Consider the following 18107-nt stretch of genomic DNA (forward strand, 5'->3'; position numbering starts at 1 on the left):
TGCCGGATCGGCCGAGGGCGCGCAGAGTGAGTCCGAGGACGCACGGCCGCCGCCGCCGGGGTCGCGGTGACACACGCGGAGCCGGGGCCGTGCCGGTACAGCGCTCAGGCGCGCGGACGAGTGAGGATGCCCGATGGCCCAGCCCGCCCAGTCTCCCGAGCCACCCGCCGACCACGTCATCGTCCTGTTCGGAGCCACCGGAGACCTGGCCCGGCGCAAGCTGCTGCCCGGGCTCTTCCACCTGGCCCGGGCGGGGCTGATGCCGTCGCGCTACCGCATCGTCGGGACCGCGCCGGCCACGGAGGCCCTCACCGACGAGCAGTTCCGGACCCACGCCCGGCAGGCCGTGGCCGAGTTCGGCTGCTCGCCACCGGAGGGCCCGGCCTGGGAGGCGTTCGCGGCCGGCCTTTCCTTCGGCGCGGCCGACACGGGGGCGGCGGACCCCCTGATCGCAGCGGTGGGCGAGGCGGAGACGGCTCTCGGGGGCCGGCCGCGCCGGCTCTTCCACCTCGCGGTGCCCCCCGTCGCCTTCACCTCGATGATCGAGCTGCTCGGCGCAACGGGACTCGCGGGCGACGGCCGGGTCATCGTCGAGAAGCCCTTCGGCACCGACCTCGCGTCCGCTCGCCAGCTCAACGCCGCCATCCACGCCGTCTTCGACGAGTCCCGGGTGTTCAGGATCGACCATTTCCTCGGGAAGGAATCCGTCGACAACGTCCTGGCGCTCCGCTTCGCCAACGGGTTCTTCGAGCCGCTGTGGAACCGCGATCACATCACCCACGTACAGATCGACGTGCCCGAGCACATCGACATCCAGGGCCGCGCCCGCTTCTTCGAAGGCACCGGAACCTTCCGCGACATGGTCGTCACGCACCTGTTCCAACTGCTCGGGTTCATCGCGATGGAACCGCCGGTCGCGCTGGAGGCGGGCTCGCTCCGCGACGAGCAGGTCAAGGTGTTCCACAGCATGCGCGCGCTCGACCCGGCGCACGTCGTTCGCGGCCAGTACACCGGCTACCGCGAGGAGCAGGGGGTGGATCCGGCGTCGGACACCGAGACGTTCGTGGCGCTACGGGTCGAGATCGACAACTGGCGCTGGGCGGGCGTGCCGTTCCACCTGCGCACGGGCAAGGCCCTGGCCGAGGGCCGGCACGTGGTCACGCTCGGCCTGCGCGAGCCGGCCCTGCGGATGTTCCCGCTGGACGCGCGGGCCGCCGCGGACGGCCGGAGCAACGAGCTCGTCATCGACTTCGACGACCCCGGCTCCGTCAGTGCCCGCTTCCTGGTCAAGGAGCCGGGGCCGTCGATGAGGTTGGCCGAAGGCGACATGGTCTTCAACTACCGCACCTCGTTCGCCGCACAGAACTTCCTGGAGGGGTACGAGCACCTCCTGCTGGAGGCCATGCGAGGCAACCAGTCCCTCTTCACGCGCTCCGACGGCGTCGAACGGCTCTGGGAGGTGGCGGCCCCGCTGCTCGACGCCCCACCACCGGTGCGGCCGTACGCCCCCGGCAGCTGGGGACCGGACGCCGTCGACGCCCTCGTCGCGCCGTACCGCTGGCATCTGCCCGACGGGGGGCCGGCCCCTTCATAGGCCGGTTCTCACGGTTCTGCGCGGGGGCCCGCCCCTTCACGGCCCGGCCGCCCGACGGGAGCCGCATCGGTCACGGCAGAAGGGCCCGTTCCGTGAACGGGCCCTTCTGTCGCGCGGTTCTACGGCTCAGTGCTCGTCGCGCTTCTTGCGGAGCGACTCCGAGGCGTCGGACACGGCTTCCTTCGCCTTGCCCTTGGCCTGGTCCATCTTGCCTTCGGCCTTCATCCGGTCGTTGCCGGTCGCCTTGCCGACCGCTTCCTTCGCCTTGCCCTTGATCTTGTCCATGCCACCCTGGTCAGCCATGTCTGCCTCTCACGTGGGGGAACCAACGACCCTGCCAATCTAGGAGGCAACGGGAGATTCCGCCCGTCGGGACGGGAGCGCGACCGTCCGAGCCGGTGGGCATACGGGTCGGTCCCGTTGTCCCGCTCCGGCTCGCGCCGTACCGGTCACCCGTTCGGATGCGGGCCGTGCGGGCGCCTCCGGCACACGGCCGCCGACCGGACCCGGGCCGGCGTGGCGGGGGTGGGCGCCGCCCGGGTTAGTCTGTGCGGGTGGAGGCGAGCGACCGGCGAGGAAACGACGAAACCAGCGCCGAGCGGCCCGCGGCCGCCGACGCGCGCCTCATGGAAATGGCCCGCCACCTGCGGCGGGTCAACGGAGAGATGAACGCGCTGGTCCATCGCTTCGCCGGTGAGCACGGCCTGCACGCCACCGACGTCCAGGCCCTCGGCGCCATCCTCGACGCTCAGGCCCCCCTGACCCCGGGACGGCTCGGCCAGCACCTCGGCCTCACCTCCGGGTCCGTCACCGCGTGCCTGGACCGGCTGGAGAAGGCGGGACACGTACGCCGCGTCCGCGACTCCGCGGACCGGCGCGTCGTGCACCTCTACTACGAGCCCACCGCCCGCAAGGTCGCCTCCGAGCACTTCCGTTTCCTGGCCCGGGCCACCCAGCGCGCCCTGGAAGGGGCCGGCGAGGACGACGCGGCAGCCGCGCTGCGTTTCCTGGCCCTGCTCGGCAAGGAGTTCTCCGCGGACGGATGACCGGCGCCGCCCCGGCCGGCCGGGGGAGCGCCGTCAGCGCGCCGTCTGCGCCGTCCGGCTCAGCCGCCCCGGCCACCAGGCCTTCGGTCCGATGTCCAGGACCAGCGCCGGCACCAGCAGGGAGCGCACCAGCAGCGTGTCCATCAGGACGCCGAAGGCCACGATGAAGGCGATCTGCACCAGGAACGCCAACGGAATGACGCCGAGGGCCGCGAAGGTGGCCGCGAGCACGACACCCGCCGAGGTGATGACGCCGCCGGTCGCCGTCAGACCCCGCGTCACCCCTTCCCGGACGCCGTGGCGCAGCGACTCCTCCCGTACCCGCGACATCAGGAAGATGTTGTAGTCGACGCCCAGGGCCACCAGGAACACGAATCCGTAGAGCGGGACCGAGGAGTCCGTACCGCTGAACCCGAAGACGTGCCGGAACACCAGCGCCGAAACCCCCAGCGTCGCGAAGAAGTTGAGGGCGACCGTGGCGACCAGCAGCAGTGGCATCACGAGCGAGCGCAGCAGCCCGACGAGGATGATCAGGATGATGGCCAGGACGACCGGCACGATGAGCGCACGGTCCCGCTCGGCGGTCCGCTGCGTGTCGTAGGCCTGGGCGGTGTAGCCGCCCACCAAGGCCTCGGCCTCCGGCACCGCGTGGACCGCCGTGCGCAGCCGTGCCACGGTCGCCTTGGCCGCCGCCGTGTCGGCCGGATCCTTCAGGGTGGCGTCGATCCGCACCCGCCCGTCCACGACCAGGGGGGTGCCGGGGGCCGAGCCCCTCGCGCCGGCCACCGAGACGGAGGCGACGCCCTCGGTCCTGCCGACGGCCGCGCGGACGCGCTCCAGCCGGTCCGCGTCCGCGATGACCACGGCGGGGTTGCCCGAGCCGCCGGGGAAGTGGCGGCTCAGCTCCTTCTGCCCCGCCACCGAAGGGGCCTCGTTGACGAAGATCTCGTCGAGGGGCACACCGCCCGAGTGGAGGGTGGGCGCGAAGGCCGAGCAGGCGAGCAGCGCGGCCAGCGCCAGTCCCCACACCTTGCGCGGGGCCCGCTCGACGAGCGCGGCGGTCCGCGCCCAGACTCCCCGCGAGACGTCCTTCGTACGTACCTTGGCCGGCCAGTAGGCCGCCCGGCCCAGCAGGACCAGCGCGGCGGGCAGGAAGGTCAGCGCGCTGACGAGGGCGCAGACGATGCCGATCGCGCCGACCGGACCCAGCGCGCGGTTGTTGGTCAGGTCGCTGAGGAAGAGGGCCAGCAGTCCCAGCGCCACGGTTCCGGCGCTGGCGGTGATCGGTCCCGCCGACCGGCGCAGCGCGGCCCGCATCGCCCGGAACCGGTCGCCTCCGTGGGCTTCCCCCGCGCGACCCAGCTCCTCGCGGAAGCGCGCGGTCAGGAGCAGGGCGTAGTCGGTCGCGGCCCCGATCACCAGGATCGAGAGGATCCCCTGCACCTGCCCGTCCACGCGGACGAGGCCGGCGTCCGCCAGCGCGTAGACGACGGCGCAGGCCGCCCCGAGGGCGAACACCGAACCGAGGATGATCAACAGGGGAAGCAGCACGCTCCGGTAGACGAGCAGCAGGATGACGAGCACGGTGGCCAGCGCCACCCCGACGAGCAGGCCGTCGATCCCGGCGAACGCGTCGGACAGGTCCGCCTGCGTGGCGGCCGGCCCGGTCACCTGGACCCGGGTCCCGTCGGCTCCGGAGGCCGCGTCGCGGATCCGGTCCAGCGCCGCCGGCAGTTCGTCCGCGAGGTCCGGGCGCAGCGGCACGACGGCCTGCAGCGCCCTGCCGTCCTCGGACCGCAGCACGGGAGAAGCGGCGCCGGCGGATTCGGGCCGTTCCTTCAGCGGGACGAGGGACGCTGCCGCCCCTTCCTCCTGCGCCGCGGTGAGCGGACCGGATCCGACGCCCGTCCAGACCACGATCGCGGGGAGGATCTCCTCCCCGCGGAAGGCCTTCTGCGCCTGGGCCACCTTCGTGGACTCGGCGCTCCTCGGCAGGAAGGAGGCCTGGTCGTTGGTCGCGACCTCGCCGAGCTTGCCGGCGTAGGGGCCCAGTACGCCGCCGACGCCGAGCCAGGCGACGAGCAGGAGGACCGGCACGAGCCAACGGGCGAGCCGGGGTGTGGGGGACATGGTGCTCCTGGTGCTGAATATATCGATGGGCAAGTATCTCGATGGTCAAGATATGTGGGGCCGGGCCGTCCGTCACCACCGTCTTTCCGCACCTGCCGTTTCCACCCCTTCCCCCGCAGGGACCCTCGGTGTCTCTTCAGGGCGCGGGCAGCCCTCGGATGCACGGCGCTCCGGGCCGGATCACGGCCGTGGCGCGGGGCGACCGGGGGCGGCGCGCCCCACCGGGAGTCGGCGGAGCCCGACGTAACGTGGAACGTCCGAGCACGACCCGGCCCGGCGAGGAGTGGACGGCAGCCATGCGGACGACGGGCAGGCGCGACGAGGTCGCGGGCGGGAGCGGTCCCGGGGCGGACGGGGGTGCGCAAGCCGACGTCGTGGTCGTCGGCGCGGGCGTCGCCGGCCTCGCCTGCACCAAGGACCTCGTCGCCGCCGGACTGAGGGTCCGACTGCTGGAGTCCGATGACACCGTGGGCGGCCGGATGCGGACCGACCACGTCGCGGGGTTCACCACCGACCGGGGCTTCCAGGTGTTCAACACCTCCTACCCCCAGGTCAAACGCCGTATCGACCTCCGCGCGCTGCGACTGCGGGCCTTCACCCCCGGTCTGCTGGTGCACACCGACGGCAGGCTGCGCCGGATCACCGATCCCACGCGCCGCCCCGGCCCGAGCCGCGACATGCTGCCCGGCGGGCTGTTCTCGGCCCGCGACCTCGCGGCCCTGGGCCTGCTCTCCGCCCGTGACATGTTCGGGCCGGCCGTCCGCCCGCGCACCCGGCCCGACACCACCACCCGGACCGCCCTGGCCGCCGCGGGCTTCTCGACCCGGGCCGTGGAGACCTTCTTCCGGCCCTTCCTGTCGGGGATCTTCCTGGAGGACCAACTCGACACCTCGGCGCGCTACTTCCACCTGATCTGGCGCAGCATGCTGCGCGGCACGCTGTGCCTGCCCGCGCACGGGATCGGCGCCGTCCCCGAGCAGCTCGCCTCGGGCCTTCCCCGCGGCGTCCTCAGCACCGGCAGCCCGGTCACCTCGCTGACCACCGGCGGCGTGGCGCTCAAGGGCGCCGGGGAGCTGACCGCGCGCGCGGTCGTCGTGGCCACCGGGTCGGCGGCCGCGGCACGGCTCCTCCCCGGGCTCGACCCCGATCGCTCCATGCGTACCGTCACCACCCTCTACCACGCGGTGGAGCGCTCGCCCCTCACGGAACCGACACTCGTGATCGACGCCCGGCGCCGCTTCCTGAACACCTGCGTGCTCACCGAACTCCACCGCGGGTACGCCGCGGACGGCCGCTCGCTCGTGTCGACCTCCGTACTCGGCGCGCCCGGCCCGGCGGAGGAGGCAGCGGTCCTCGCCGCGCTCGGCGAGGTGTACGGCGCGGACACCTCGAACTGGCAGCCCGTCCACCGCGTCACCGTCCGCGACGCGCTTCCCGCCATGCTCCCGTCGCGGGCGCTGTCCCGGACCACCCGGTTCGCCCCGGGCCGCTACGTCTGCGGGGACCACCGGGCGACGGGCTCGCTGCAGGGCGCCCTCGCCTCCGGGACCCGGGCGGCGCGAGAGGTACTCGCCGATCTGCGGCCCGAGGAGGCCCGGGTGCCGGGGGCGACCCGGGCGCAAGGCCCTCCGATGTGACGAGTGACGAGTGGCTGATCGCGCACGAGGCCGCCCGAAGGCAGGCGCGCAGGCACGGCTGGGGATGACCGTGCGGACGCCGACCGGCCCGGAACCGCGGACGGACGGTCCGCGGGGTAGCGGTCGGACCACGCGTGGCACCGGGTGGTGGCCCGTGCGGCGGGCGGCGTGCGGCCCGCGCCATGCACGCACCCCGCCCGGCAGGGGGCCTCGTGCGGGGCCCGGCGGACCCCCGTTGATCTTTAGGCTTGGAACTCGCTATCTGAAACCGAGCGGCGACCCGTAGTAATGGCTTCGCGGCCTGACCGGCCGTACACGACCACAAGGAGCCGTCACATGACTCGCTTTCGCACCACGTGCATGGCCCTCGCCGGCGCAGCGGCGATGTTCGCCCTGACCGCCGCGCCCGCGCACGCCGCTCCCGGCGACGTGACCACCTCGTGCGCGAGCGTCGTCACCCCGACCGGCTTCGTCGACGTCAGCTGGGGCAACAGCATCAGCTGCGGCACACAGAGCTTCAGCCCGAACATCAAGCAGATAAAGCAGCTCACGGGGCTGCCCGTCGGCACCGTGGTCCAGGCCTGCGGTTCCACGTACCAGCCCTTCGGCTGGGTCCAGACCGCCTCGTACTACAGCAGCAGCTGCGTCTACACGTCCAACCCCAGCTTCAACAACAACGCCTGGACGCTCAAGCGCGTTTCCTGATCCGTCCGCTCGGCCGCCCCTCCGGGTGGCCGAGCGGGTCGACGGGGTCGACCGGGTGGGACCGGGGCGGGCCGGATGTCGACGACGGGGCGTCGCTGCCGCCGCGTCGGGCGAGCGGTGATACTGGGGTTCGCGTACGGGAGGCCCCGGGCCGCCCGCAGCGGCAGCGCGCTTTTCCGATGACTGCGAGGGGAGCCGTCCATGACCACGGCGAAGGACCTGTTCATCATCGCCATGGACCCGCAGGCCGCCCGTTCCGTCGGGCAGGGGGACCTGTCGCTCGCCCTCGCGGGCGCCGAGCTGATCGACCTGCTCGGTACGCGGGCCGTCGCCCTGGACGGCGACCGCATCGTGCCGGGCACGCAGCCGGCGCAGGACGACCACCTCCTCGACGAGGCGGCGGCGGCGCTCACCCGCCAGCCGCCGTACGAGCGGGTGGAGGACTGGCTGTGGCGCCGGGGCCGCGACCTCTCGGCCGCCTACCAGCGCGCCCTCGAGGAGGACGGCCAGCTGACGAGCGAACGACGCGGCCGGCTGCCCTTCGGGGCCTCACGCATGGAACTGGTCGACTCGCCCGCCCGCCGACAGGCGCTCAGCCGCCTGGAAGCGGACGAGCCCGTGATCGGCGCGCTCACCGCCGCCGTGGGCATCGAACGCGGCCGGCCCGCGGACGCGCCGGACCCCGACGGCGACCCGTCCCCGGACGACAAGGCGGTGACGACGGTGCTGGCCGTGGTCAACGACGCCGTGATGGAACTGGAAGCCGTACGCCAGAGGCGGTCCATCGAGAAGGCCGCGTTCTCCAACGTCTGGCGCGGGCCGTGACCCGCCGGCCCCGACCCGCGCTGCCGTAACGGCCCCGCCCCGCCGCGCGCGAGCACCCCGTACCCGCCCGAAAGGGTGAATCAGCCCTGAAAAAGGGCGCGGAGCGGCGCCGCACACCGCACTGTGCAGCGAGGCGGATACCGCGCAGGGGGATGCGGCAGGGGCGGGAAGCGGGGTGGGGTCGGATGGACGCGGGTCGACCTGAGGGGCGGCGGCGGGCTTCGTTGCGGGACCGGGCCGGCTATCGGTTCGACCGGACGCTGGCCCGCAGCACCGGGACCCTGATGGGCTGGCTGGTGATCACCTGCCTGGCCGTCGTCGTCCCCGTGAGCACCGTGCTCGTCTGGACGGACCCCGGCTCGCCGCGGTCGCTGTCGGGCCGGCTCACGGCCGCCTGGCGGACCAGCGCCGAGACGCTGCGCCTGGGCGCCGTGACCGGAACGCCGCTGCGCATGGCGCTCGCGGCACTGCTCGGGCTGGTGGCCCTGCTGTGCGTGTCGACGCTGGTCGGGGTGATCACCACGGGACTGGCCGACCGGATGGCCGAGTTGAGCCGCGGTCGGTCGACCGTCCTGGAGCAGGGGCACGTCGTGGTGCTCGGCTGGTCGGACCAGGCGGGCACGGTGGTGAGCGAGCTGGCCGCGGCCCAGGCCCCTGACCGGCCCCGGGCCATCGTGCTGCTCGCCGATCAGGACAAGACCGAGATGGAGCGGGCACTCACCGCGCGGATGGGTCCGCGCACCGGACGTGGCGGACGGACCCGTGTCATCTGCCGGAGCGGGCCCGCGAGTGATCCCGGTGTACTCGCCCTGGTCAGCCCGCAGACGGCGAGCACGGTACTGGTGCTGTCCTCGGGGGAACCGGACGCGGACGCGGAGGTGCTGCGGATCCTGCTGGCGCTGCGCGCGGTCCTCGGCACGGGCGCGGACGGGCCGCCGGTGCTGGCCGCGGTCCGCGAGGACCGGTACCACGCACCGGCGCGGATCGCCGCCGGCCCGCGCGGTACGGTCCTGCGGACCGACACCGTCACGGCCCGCCTGATCGCCCAGTGCGTGGGCCGCCCCGGCCTCTCCCTCGTCCTGCGGGACCTGCTCGACTTCGCCGGGGACGAGTTCCACGTCGTCGACGCGACCCGGTTCCACGGCGGCCCCTTCGGCGCGGCGTTGCTGGGCTACGCGGACTCCTGCGTGGTCGGGCTGCTCACCCCGGAGGGCCGTACGGTGCTGAGCCCGTCGGCCGGGGCCCTCGTCGAGCCGGGGAGCCGCCTGATCGTCCTGTCCCGTGACGAGGACTCGGCGCGGCCGGAGGACTGCGAACACCTCGTCGATCCGTCGGCGGTCAGCACGGCCCCGCCGCCGCCCGAGGAGGCGTCGCGGCTGCTGCTGCTCGGATGGAACCGGCGTGCTCCCCTCGTGGTCGGGCAGCTGCGCCGGACGGCCCGGCCGGGTTCGGTGCTCGACGTGGTCACGGATCTCACCGTGCCCGGCCCCAGGGCGCCGGAGCCGCCGCCGTCCCCGGAGCGGGAGCCGGGTCACGCGACGGCGCGGGAACCGGGACACGAAACGACGCGGGAACCGGGACACGAAACGACGCGGGAACCGGGACACGAAACGACGCGGGAACCGGGACACGAAACGACGTGGGAGCCGGGACATGAAACGACGTGGGAGCCGGGTCACGGCCCGGCGGCCGGTGCGACGGCTGCGCCGCCCCTGGCCGTGCGCTTCCGGTCCGCGCCCCTGTCACGCCCCGAGACGCTGCTGGGCCTCGACCTCTCCCGGTACGACGGCCTGGTCGTCCTCGGCCCCGAACCGGGCGCGGGTCCCGACCGCCCCGACGACTGGACGCTCGTCACCCTGCTGGGACTGCGCCTGCTGGAAGAGCGCACCGCCCGGAAGCTGCGCGTGGTCACCGAACTCACCGACGACCGCAACCGGCCCCTGGCGCCCGTGGACCCCGGCTCCGACGTCATCGTCAGCGGCAACCTGACCGGACTGCTCATGGCGCAGATCGCCCAGAACCGGCACCTCGCGCCCGTGTTCGACGAGCTGTTCTCCGCCGAGGGCAGCACGGTGCGGCTGTGTCCGGCGGGGGCGTACGTACGCCCGGGCAGCGAGGCGAGCTTCGCCACCGTCGTCGCCGCGGCCCGCGCGCGCGGGGAATGCGCCATCGGGTACCGGCTGCACGAGCGGCGCACCGTGTCACCGGACCACGGTCTGCGGCTCAACCCCCACAAGGCCGACCGTCACCTCTGGAGTTCCGAGGACGAGGTGATCGTGGTGTCGGCCGACCCCGCCGGGCACGGCGACCCCGTACGGGGCCGTTCCCGACCGGTCTCGGCGGGTTAGGGCCCTTGGGGGGCACACGGGGACACCGGACGGGTCGCCTGGACGGTGTCGATCTGCCCCCTGCACGCCCACCGGAGCGACTGCGAACACGCGCCCCCGTCACGCCATTTCGGGGATCGGGCGATGCGCCCACGGACCGCTCTGTACGGTGATTCCGGCTGCACAGCGGAGCGGTGCGAGCACCCTGCGCTCCCAAGAGCCCTCCCGTCCTGGTGAGTTCGTCTGAGTTCGTCTGAGTCCGGCCGAGTCCGACCAAGGAGACGACATGAGCACCCACACTCCTCCCGCTCCCTATCCGAGCCTGCTGCGCTGGTTCGGTGGAGACGCGCCGGATACGGACAAGATCGTCGTCGAGCTCGTGGCGATGACGAGGAACGACCACTACGCGCGTCTGCTGTCGGTCCTGGAACTCCTCGACGAGCAGGCGGCCTTCGGCGCGGCCCTGCAGGTGTCCTTCCCGCAGCTCGACGTCCGCTCGCCCGTGTTCCCGGCGCCCGCGCAGCCCTTGCCGAAGCTGGTCCGCCAGACGCTGCGGTCGGCGGGCGCGCACTGCCTCACGTCCATCGCCCTCGGCGAGCCCCGGGACGCCTTCAGTCCCCTCTTCTTCGCGGAGCAGGCCGGCGAACTCCGGTACAAGAAGGCAGTCGTCCACGGGACGGTCCAGGGGCAAGGCGCCCGGTTCCGCGTCGGCGCCCACGGGCGGCTCTACGTCGCGAGTGCCGACCACCCCCTGAAGTGCTGGATACAGAAGGGGGGCGTCGACGCGACGGCCCAGCACATCGTCGGCGTCGTGCCCGGCGGGCAGGCCGGCGGATACACCGCTCTGAGCGCGCTGGGCAGCAGCACCTGGGAGCACACCTTCGACGGAGACCTCACCCGGCCGGAGGGCCTGATCAACGTGATCGCGGCCAGCCAGGCCTTCGGGGCCGTCACGTGGGACGCCTCGTACTGCACCGCCGGCTGGGTCGACTCGCTGATGCCGACCCTCAGCACGCGCGGCACCATCCCCGTTCCCGGAGGGTCGACCAAGATCGGCCAGAACGTCCACTCGTCGACCGTGGTCGGCAGCGCGTGGCTGCCCGGCCTCGACGACGTCGACTGCAAGCAGGACGCGTTCCCCGCCGGCTGGACGGCCGGAGTGAGGGCCTCGCTCTGCCCCAGGGCCGCGGGCCACGCCGACCTCGCGACCATCACGAGGTTCTGCGGGATCTTGAAGCTCGCCGGATTCCGGCAGGAGAAGGACGCGGACCTGGAGGCGCGGATCCGCTACCTCCTCACCCACCACCCCGCCGACAAGGCGACCCTGCGCAAACTCCCCAACATCAACAAGTACTACGGGAAGCTCTTCTGATCCCTCGGCGAGGACCGGCGCTCAGTCGACCTGGAGTTCGCCCATCCGGCTCCAGCCGGCCGCGCCTTCGATGGTCGTGCTGACGATCTCGGGCGTACGGGTGACCAGTGGGCGCATGGTGTCCAGGGCGGCGCGGAAGTGCGCGGAGGTGACGTGCGCCTCCGCGGCGTCGTCCTGGAACGCCTCGACCAGGACGTAGGTGTCCGGCTCCTCCAGGCTGCGGGACCACTCGAACCACAGGTTGCCGGGTTCGGCCCGGGTGGCGCGGGTGAAGGCCGCGACCTTCTCGGGCCACTGGTCGACGTACTCGCGCTTGACGGGGAACTTCACCACAATGAAGATCATTCACTCATTGTAGACACGGGCCGCGGACACGAGCTCCCGGTCCTCGGCGAGGACACCGGCGATGCCCCGCGCGAGACAGGGGATCCGGTGCGCCGGGATCCCGGCGACGTTGAACCGCCCCGAGGCGGTCCCGTAGACGGCGAACCGGCTGCGCAGCCCGTGCATCTGTTCCGGCGTGAGCGGCAGCATCGAGAACATCCCCTTCTGCCGTGCCAGGACGTCCGCCTGAGCGCCCCAGCCCAGGGCGTTCAGGTGCGCGCTCAGCTCGCTCCGGTTGGCAGTGATCCGCTCCCGCATGACGTCCAGCTCGGCCCGCCAGGCGGCCCGCAGCCCGTCGTCCTCGAGGATGGCGGTCACCACCGCGGCGCCGTGCTCCGGCGGCATCGAGTACAGCGTCCGGGCGGCGTTCTGCAGTGCCGTCTCGGCGTGCCGCAGTGACCGGCGGGACGCGCCGAGCACCACGGCGCAGCCCGTCCGGTCGCTGTAGAGGCCGAAGTTCTTCGAGCAGCTGATGGCGAGGAGCATCTCCGGTACCCGCTCCGCGAGCATCCGCGTCGCCGCCAGGTCCGCTTCCAGGCCGTCGCCGAGCCCGTGGTAGGCGAGGTCGACGAACGGAACCCAGCCGGCCCGCCCGGCGAGCGCGGCCAGCGCCTCCCAGGTCGCCGTGTCCGGATCGACTCCGGTGGGGTTGTGGCAGCACCCCTGGAGCAGCACGACGTCGTCACGGCCGGCGGCCCCGAGGTCGTGCAGCATGCCCGCGGTGTCGGCCCGGCCGTGCCCGTCGATCCACCGGTACGTGCGCACCTTCAGGCCGGCGGCCTCCAGGATGGGCTGGTGGTTGACGTAGGCGGGGTCGCTGATCCACACCGTGGTGCCGGGGCGGGTCCGGCAGATCAGATCGGCCAGCAGTCGCAGCGCGCCGCTGCCCGCGACGGTCTGGACCGCCACGGCCCGGTCCGCCGCGCCGCCGGAGCCCAGGACCATCGACAGCATCGCGCGGTTGAAGGCGGTGTTGCCGGAGAGCCCGCGGTACTCCTTGGACTCGGAGCGTTCCGCCAGGCGTATCTCGGCCTCGCGGACGGCGGCCATGACCGGAGTGCCGCCCGTGTGGTCGCGGTAGACGCCGAGGACGAGGTTCAGGCGTTCGGCCCGGCCGTCGGCCTCGAACGCGGCGGTCAGGTCCCAGAGCGGGTCCACGGGCGGCGGAAGGAGGAGCTCAAGCATGTGCGGGACCCTTGGGGAGCGGAGGGGCGTGGTGGCCGGCCCGGGGACCGGAGAGGGGCCGGGAGGACCGCGGCCGGGGGCGCCGGTTGGCGAGGACGACGCCGGCGGTGATGAGGGGCACGCCGACGAGCACGCCGAGCGTCGGGGACTCGTCGAGCAGGGGGACGGCGAGCAGGACGACGGCGACGGGGCTGAGGCTCCCGATCACGGAGCTGCGTTCCGCACCGAGCCTGCGGATGGCGAACGCGTACAGCAGTCCGGCGCACAGGCCCACCCCGAGGCCCTGCACCAGCAGGAACAACAGGATGTCGGAGCCGGCGGCGGACGCCAGGCCGGTGGGGAGCACGCCGGTCAGCACCAGGAGCGCAATCACCGCGAAGGAGGGCAGGCACAGCAGCCCGATCGATCCGACCGGGTCCAGGTCGACCTCCTTCAGGCCGACGGTGTAGAGGGCCCACAGCCCGCTGGCGACGAGGAGGATGCCGGCGCCGGCCAGGGCGTCCGTGTCCAGCGGGACGACGTGGTGCCACACCAGTGCGACCACGCCCACGGCGATCAGACCGAGCCCGGCCGCCTGCGTCCCCCGGGGCGCGCCGCGGCCGCCGGCGATCATGAGCGCGCAGACGAAGAGCGGGACCATCCCGGGGATGAGCGATCCGACGAACGCCGCCGAGGTCAGGGAGCCGCCGTACATCGCGGCGAGGAAGAACGGGATGCCCGCGCCGCAGACGATCTTGGCGGCGGTGGCCGGGCGCACTGCGGCGATGCGCCGGCGGCGGCGCCACAGTGCGGGCGCGAGGACCAGGACCGGGACCCCGAAGCGCAGCAGGGCGGCGTCGGCGGGCCGGAGGGAGGAGGCGCTCAAGGCCCGGGCGCTGAGCGCGAAGGCCGCCCAGATGGCCACGGTCACGAGCAGCGCCGGCATCCCCAGCGCCTGGGGGGAGAGCCGGCCGAGGCCTGCCGCCCCGGTCCGCGGGGGGCTCGCCGGGGCCCCGTCCCGCGGGGGGCTCGTCGCGGGCCCGGTGTTCGTCGTGACCAAGAGGTCCTCCAGCTCAGGGGCCGGATCCGGCCAGGGGCAACGCTAGGGCTTCGTCCGGGGCAGGCGATTGCCAGTTCTGCCCTTCAGGCATAGCTTTGAGGCAGAATCTGCCAAGAATGACCGTCAAGCGGTCGCCGACCGCCGAGGAGTGACCGTGGACGCGGTCGATCTGCACATCATCCGGGCCCTGCAGGCCGACGGAAGGCTGTCCAACCAGGACCTCGCCGACCGGGTCAGGCTCTCCCCGTCGCCCTGCCTGCGCCGGGTGAGGCGGCTGGAGGAAGCGGGTCTCATCCGCGGCTACACGGCGATGGTCGACCAGGTCGGCTTCGGACTCCCCATCACCGTCTTCGTACGGATCCGCCTGGAGCGCCACACGGGGGAGGCGGTCAGGGTGTTCGAGGAGCACGTCGCGCTCATCGAGCACATCCAGGACTGCTACCTGATGGCGGGAAGCAGCGACTACCTCCTCCGGGTCGTCATCGAAAGCCTCCAGGCGTACGAGGCCCTGGTGCGCGACCGGATCCACGCCATTCCCGGGATCGCCTCGATCGAATCGAGTTTCGCGTACGGCAGCGTGAAGCAGTCCAGGATCTACCCGGCTCCCGCTTAAGCCGTCTCTTCCGGGTCCCGCCGTGTCTCGCCGGGTCTCGCCGGGTCTCGCCGGGCCCGCAAGATCCGCAAGAGACGACCCGAGGCCCCGTTCAGTGTTCCGCCGGGTCCGGCAGCGGCTGCTCGGACCAGATGATCTTCCCGTCGGCCGTGTAACGGGTGCCCCACCGGCGGCTGAGCTGAGCCACCAGGAAGAGCCCGCGCCCTCCCTCGTCCGTGGTCGCGGCGTACCGAAGGTGGGGCGAGGTGCTGCTCCCGTCGGAGACCTCGCAGGTCAGCAGCTTGTCGTCGTTCAGCAGCCGGACGCGCACCGGTGCGCTGCCGTGCCGGATGGCGTTCGTGACCAGCTCGCTGAGGACGAGCTCCGTGCCGAAGGCGAGCTCGGACAGGCCCCACTCCTCCAGTTTCGCCACGGCGCGGGCCCGCACCTGCCCGACGGCGCTCGGCTCGAACGGCACGTCCCAGTCGGCGATGCGGTCCGCGCCCAGCGCCCGCGTCCGCGCGACGAGGACGGCCACGTCGTCCCGGGGGTGCACCGGCAGCAGCCCTTTCAGGATCGCCCGACAGGTCTCCTGCGGCCCCCGGTCGGCGTGGGAGAGGGCCGAACGGAGCAGCTCGAGGCCCTCGTCGATGTCCCGGCCCGGGTCCTCGATCAGGCCGTCGGTGTACAGCACCAGCTGCGAGCCCTCGCTCAGGTCCAGCTCGGCCGACTCGAAGGGGAAGCCGCCCAGCCCCAGTGGCGCACCGGGAGGCAGGTCGGGGATCTCGGTCGAGCCGTCCGGGCGCACCACGAAGGGGGGCACGTGCCCCGCGCGGGCCACCGTGCACCGCTGGGTCACCGCGTCGTACACGGCGTACAGGCAGGTCGCTCCGAGCAGTCCGCCGCCGTCGGCGCCGCTCTCCCTGCTCTGGTCGATGTACTGGACGAGGTCGTCGAGACGGGCCAGAAGCTCGTCGGGGGGCAGGTCCAGGGACGAGAAGTTGAGCACGGCCGTGCGCAGCTGGCCCATGGTGGCCGCGGCGTGCAGTCCGTGGCCCACGACGTCGCCCACGACCAGCGCGACACGGCTGCCGGGCAGCGGGATCACGTCGAACCAGTCGCCGCCGACCCCGGCATGGGCGGGCAGGTAGTAGTGAGCCACCTCCACCGCGCTCTGCTCGGGCAGGTCGCGCGGCAGCAGGCTGTGCTGGAGCGCCACGGCCAGGGCGTGCTCGCGGGTGTAGCGGCGGGCGTTGTCGATCGTGACGCCCGCCCGGGCCACGAGCTCCTCGGCGAGCGAGAGGTCCTCCTCGTTGAAGGGCTCCGGTTTCTCCGAGCGCCAGAAGTTGGCCACGCCGAGGACGACGCCACGGGCCGTGAGGGGAGCGGTGATCAGGGAGTGGATCCCGAAGTCGATGATCTCCTGAGCCCGCGGCGGGTCCTGGGCGTGCCAGCCGGGTGCGTCGGTGAGGGCGGCGACCACCTCGGCCCGCCCGCTGCTGAGGCCGCGCGCCTGCGGGGTGGACGGCACGAAGTCGATCAGACGGCCGCGCGGGTAGAGCGGCGCTCCGTCGCGGATGCCGCTGACCCCGGTACGGCGCAGCTCCGCGTCCGGGGTGGGCTCGTCCCCGTGGAGCACGGGCTCGGCCAGGTCCACGGTCACGAAGTCCGCGAAGCGCGGTACGGCGACGTCGGCGAGCTCCTGGGCCGTCCGCTCCACGTCGAGGGTGGTGCCGACGCCGACGCCGGCGTCGTACAGCAGCTTCAGTCGCCTGCGGGCCGCGTCGGCGCGGGTACTGAGGACGCGCATGTCGGTGGTGTCGCGGATGGTGACGGCAGCCCCCTCGGGACCGCCGCCGGCCCGCGTGGGCCGCTGGTTGAACACCAGCAGCCGGTCCCCGGCCTCGTGCACCTCGTCGGTGGCCTCCCGGCCGGACATCAGGAGGTCGCTCACGTGCTGGTCGAGGCCGGGCAGCTCCCGTACGAGGGCCCCTTCGGCATCCGTGGGAAGCCGGAGCAGCCGCTTCGCCTCGTCGTTCGCCAGCAGCAGCCGGCCCGCGCCGTCGGTGATCAGCACCCCCTCGCGGACGGCGTGCAGCACCGCGTCGTGGTGCTCGTACATCCGTGTCATCTCGAGCGGGCCGAGCCCGTGCGTCTGGCGCCGCAGGCGCCTGCTGATCAGTGCCGCGCCGGCTGTGGCCAGTGCGAGGCCGGCCGCGCTCACCCCGAGGATCACCGGGAGCTGCCGGTCGACCACCCCGGCGACGTTCTTCACGGTGAGGCCGGCGGACACCAGTCCCACGACCCGGCCGTCGTCGGAGAAGACCGGCACCACGGCCTGGATCTCGTTGCCGAGCGGACCGTGCACGCTCTCCGTGTACACCTGGCCGGCCAGGGAGGGCGCGATCGTGCCGACGAACCGTTTCCCGATGCGGTCGGGCAGGGGATGGGTGTAGCGGATCCCCTCGGTGTCCATCACCACGATGAAGTCCACCCCGGCGGCCTTGCGGGTCGCCTCGGTGACCGGCTGGAGGAGCGCGGAGGGATCGGGGGAACGGAGGGCCGCGGGCAGCCCGATCGAGTGCGCGAAGGTCTGGGCGACCGCCACGGACCGGGTACGGGCCTCGCGGTCGACGTCGTGGCGGGACTGGAGCACGAGCGCCAGCACCGCTCCGGCGGCGAGCAGCACCACGATCGCCACCTGGAGGACGAATACCTGCCGGGCGACGCTTCGCGGGCGGTTCCCGTTCAGTGACCGCACCGACGTCCCCGGTACGGGTTGCAAGGATGGGTCACGAAATCAGTTGTAGCACTGTCGGCCGCTCGCGGTATGCCGGAAGGACCTCCCACGCCGCCGAACTGGAGCGTCACCCACGTGGCGGAGGCCGTGAACGGCATGGCGCGCACGGCCTCCATGGCGGTGGGCGACCGCCGAGAACGCTGCGGGTGCCGCCGGGGGCCGGCCCCTCGGGTGCCCGCCTGCGAGCCGCCCGGCGCCTCAGCCGACGGAGCCGCCGGACGTGTCGCCGCGGGCCTGATCCAGCACCGGCCGGAGGCCCTTGCCGGTTCGCGTCCGGCGACCGGTGGGGAGGGCGACGTCCTGGCCCGCCCCGGCCCGCCCCGGCCCGCCCCGCCCCGCCCCGGCCGCGGCCGCGGCCCTGGCCCTGGCCCTGGCCCGGTTCTGCCCCGGTTCTGGTTCTGGGCCCCGGTCCCGGCCCGGCCCTGGTCCTGGCCGGGACCGGGGTGGGCGCGGTGACCTCCCGGCTGTCGC

The 18107-nt window shown here is 73.2% G+C and carries 14 protein-coding genes; 8 read left to right on the forward strand and 6 right to left on the reverse strand.

The features are described from left to right. Positions 1-133: 133 nt before the first annotated feature. Positions 134-1594: a glucose-6-phosphate dehydrogenase gene (gene zwf, locus ABZY44_RS03025; protein WP_356649803.1), complete on the forward strand. Its 1461-nt coding sequence runs from the start codon at positions 134-136 to the stop codon at positions 1592-1594. Positions 1595-1720: 126 nt separating this feature from the next. Here zwf and ABZY44_RS03030 read toward each other — a convergent pair whose 3' ends face one another. Then, positions 1721-1897 carry a CsbD family protein gene (locus ABZY44_RS03030; protein WP_356649804.1) on the reverse strand — a complete coding sequence of 59 codons (177 nt, stop codon included), beginning with the start codon at positions 1895-1897 and terminating at the stop codon, positions 1721-1723. A 251-nt stretch (positions 1898-2148) separates the two neighbouring features. Between ABZY44_RS03030 and ABZY44_RS03035 the strand changes: the two genes are divergently transcribed. After that, the gene (locus ABZY44_RS03035) at positions 2149-2640 is read left to right on the forward strand and encodes a MarR family transcriptional regulator (protein WP_356649805.1); all 492 of its coding nucleotides are present in this window, start codon (positions 2149-2151) and stop codon (positions 2638-2640) included. A 33-nt stretch (positions 2641-2673) separates the two neighbouring features. Here the strand turns inward: ABZY44_RS03035 and ABZY44_RS03040 are convergent, their stop codons facing one another. After that, complete coding sequence (locus ABZY44_RS03040; protein WP_356649806.1) at positions 2674-4770, reverse strand: MMPL family transporter; 2097 nt, start codon at positions 4768-4770, stop codon at positions 2674-2676. A gap of 248 nt (positions 4771-5018) precedes the next feature. On the opposite strand from ABZY44_RS03040, the gene ABZY44_RS03045 reads away from it, so the two are divergent. The 5 genes from ABZY44_RS03045 (at position 5019) to ABZY44_RS03065 (ending at position 11636) form a co-directional block, all read left to right on the forward strand. Beyond that, positions 5019-6407 carry an NAD(P)/FAD-dependent oxidoreductase gene (locus tag ABZY44_RS03045; protein ID WP_356649807.1) on the forward strand — a complete coding sequence of 463 codons (1389 nt, stop codon included), beginning with the start codon at positions 5019-5021 and terminating at the stop codon, positions 6405-6407. Positions 6408-6743: 336 nt separating this feature from the next. Then, positions 6744-7112 carry a hypothetical protein gene (locus tag ABZY44_RS03050; RefSeq protein WP_356649808.1) on the forward strand — a complete coding sequence of 123 codons (369 nt, stop codon included), beginning with the start codon at positions 6744-6746 and terminating at the stop codon, positions 7110-7112. A gap of 201 nt (positions 7113-7313) precedes the next feature. Then, entirely contained in the window at positions 7314-7937 is a 624-nt protein-coding gene (locus ABZY44_RS03055) for a GPP34 family phosphoprotein (protein ID WP_356649809.1), read from the forward strand. A 185-nt stretch (positions 7938-8122) separates the two neighbouring features. Then, entirely contained in the window at positions 8123-10285 is a 2163-nt protein-coding gene (locus ABZY44_RS03060) for an NAD-binding lipoprotein (protein WP_356649810.1), read from the forward strand. Between the two features lie 265 nt (positions 10286-10550). After that, the gene (locus ABZY44_RS03065; RefSeq protein ID WP_356649811.1) at positions 10551-11636 is read left to right on the forward strand and encodes a hypothetical protein; all 1086 of its coding nucleotides are present in this window, start codon (positions 10551-10553) and stop codon (positions 11634-11636) included. Between the two features lie 21 nt (positions 11637-11657). On the opposite strand, the gene ABZY44_RS03070 is transcribed toward ABZY44_RS03065, so the two are convergent. The 3 genes from ABZY44_RS03070 to ABZY44_RS03080 are packed head-to-tail and all read right to left on the reverse strand — an operon-like array spanning position 11658 to position 14130. Beyond that, positions 11658-11981 carry a putative quinol monooxygenase gene (locus ABZY44_RS03070; RefSeq protein ID WP_356649812.1) on the reverse strand — a complete coding sequence of 108 codons (324 nt, stop codon included), beginning with the start codon at positions 11979-11981 and terminating at the stop codon, positions 11658-11660. Continuing rightward, complete coding sequence (locus ABZY44_RS03075; RefSeq protein ID WP_356649813.1) at positions 11982-13205, reverse strand: aromatic amino acid transaminase; 1224 nt, start codon at positions 13203-13205, stop codon at positions 11982-11984. Then, positions 13198-14130, reverse strand: a complete 933-nt coding sequence (locus ABZY44_RS03080; RefSeq protein WP_356649814.1) for a DMT family transporter — start codon at positions 14128-14130, stop codon at positions 13198-13200. Before ABZY44_RS03080 ends, ABZY44_RS03075 begins: the two co-directional genes overlap by 8 nt. A 268-nt stretch (positions 14131-14398) precedes the next feature. Between ABZY44_RS03080 and ABZY44_RS03085 the strand changes: the two genes are divergently transcribed. After that, positions 14399-14857 carry an Lrp/AsnC family transcriptional regulator gene (locus ABZY44_RS03085; RefSeq protein ID WP_356649815.1) on the forward strand — a complete coding sequence of 153 codons (459 nt, stop codon included), beginning with the start codon at positions 14399-14401 and terminating at the stop codon, positions 14855-14857. A 91-nt stretch (positions 14858-14948) separates the two neighbouring features. On the opposite strand, the gene ABZY44_RS03090 is transcribed toward ABZY44_RS03085, so the two are convergent. Further along, complete coding sequence (locus ABZY44_RS03090; protein ID WP_356649816.1) at positions 14949-17597, reverse strand: SpoIIE family protein phosphatase; 2649 nt, start codon at positions 17595-17597, stop codon at positions 14949-14951. Positions 17598-18107: the final 510 nt, after the last annotated feature.

The sequence above is a fragment of the Streptomyces sp. NPDC006544 genome, assembly GCF_040611715.1.
Classification (GTDB): domain Bacteria; phylum Actinomycetota; class Actinomycetes; order Streptomycetales; family Streptomycetaceae; genus Streptomyces.

Excerpts from the sequence above, each read along its gene's own strand:
- zwf (WP_356649803.1), top strand. The coding sequence starts at position 134 with ATGGCCCAGCCCGCCCAGTCTCCCGAGCCACCCGCCGACCACGTCATC.
- ABZY44_RS03030 (WP_356649804.1), bottom strand. The coding sequence starts at position 1,897 with ATGGCTGACCAGGGTGGCATGGACAAGATCAAGGGCAAGGCGAAGGAA.
- ABZY44_RS03040 (WP_356649806.1), bottom strand. The coding sequence starts at position 4,770 with ATGTCCCCCACACCCCGGCTCGCCCGTTGGCTCGTGCCGGTCCTCCTG.
- ABZY44_RS03050 (WP_356649808.1), top strand. The coding sequence starts at position 6,744 with ATGACTCGCTTTCGCACCACGTGCATGGCCCTCGCCGGCGCAGCGGCG.
- ABZY44_RS03055 (WP_356649809.1), top strand. The coding sequence starts at position 7,314 with ATGACCACGGCGAAGGACCTGTTCATCATCGCCATGGACCCGCAGGCC.
- ABZY44_RS03060 (WP_356649810.1), top strand. The coding sequence starts at position 8,123 with ATGGACGCGGGTCGACCTGAGGGGCGGCGGCGGGCTTCGTTGCGGGAC.
- ABZY44_RS03065 (WP_356649811.1), top strand. The coding sequence starts at position 10,551 with ATGAGCACCCACACTCCTCCCGCTCCCTATCCGAGCCTGCTGCGCTGG.
- ABZY44_RS03070 (WP_356649812.1), bottom strand. The coding sequence starts at position 11,981 with ATGATCTTCATTGTGGTGAAGTTCCCCGTCAAGCGCGAGTACGTCGAC.
- ABZY44_RS03075 (WP_356649813.1), bottom strand. The coding sequence starts at position 13,205 with ATGCTTGAGCTCCTCCTTCCGCCGCCCGTGGACCCGCTCTGGGACCTG.
- ABZY44_RS03080 (WP_356649814.1), bottom strand. The coding sequence starts at position 14,130 with ATGCCGGCGCTGCTCGTGACCGTGGCCATCTGGGCGGCCTTCGCGCTC.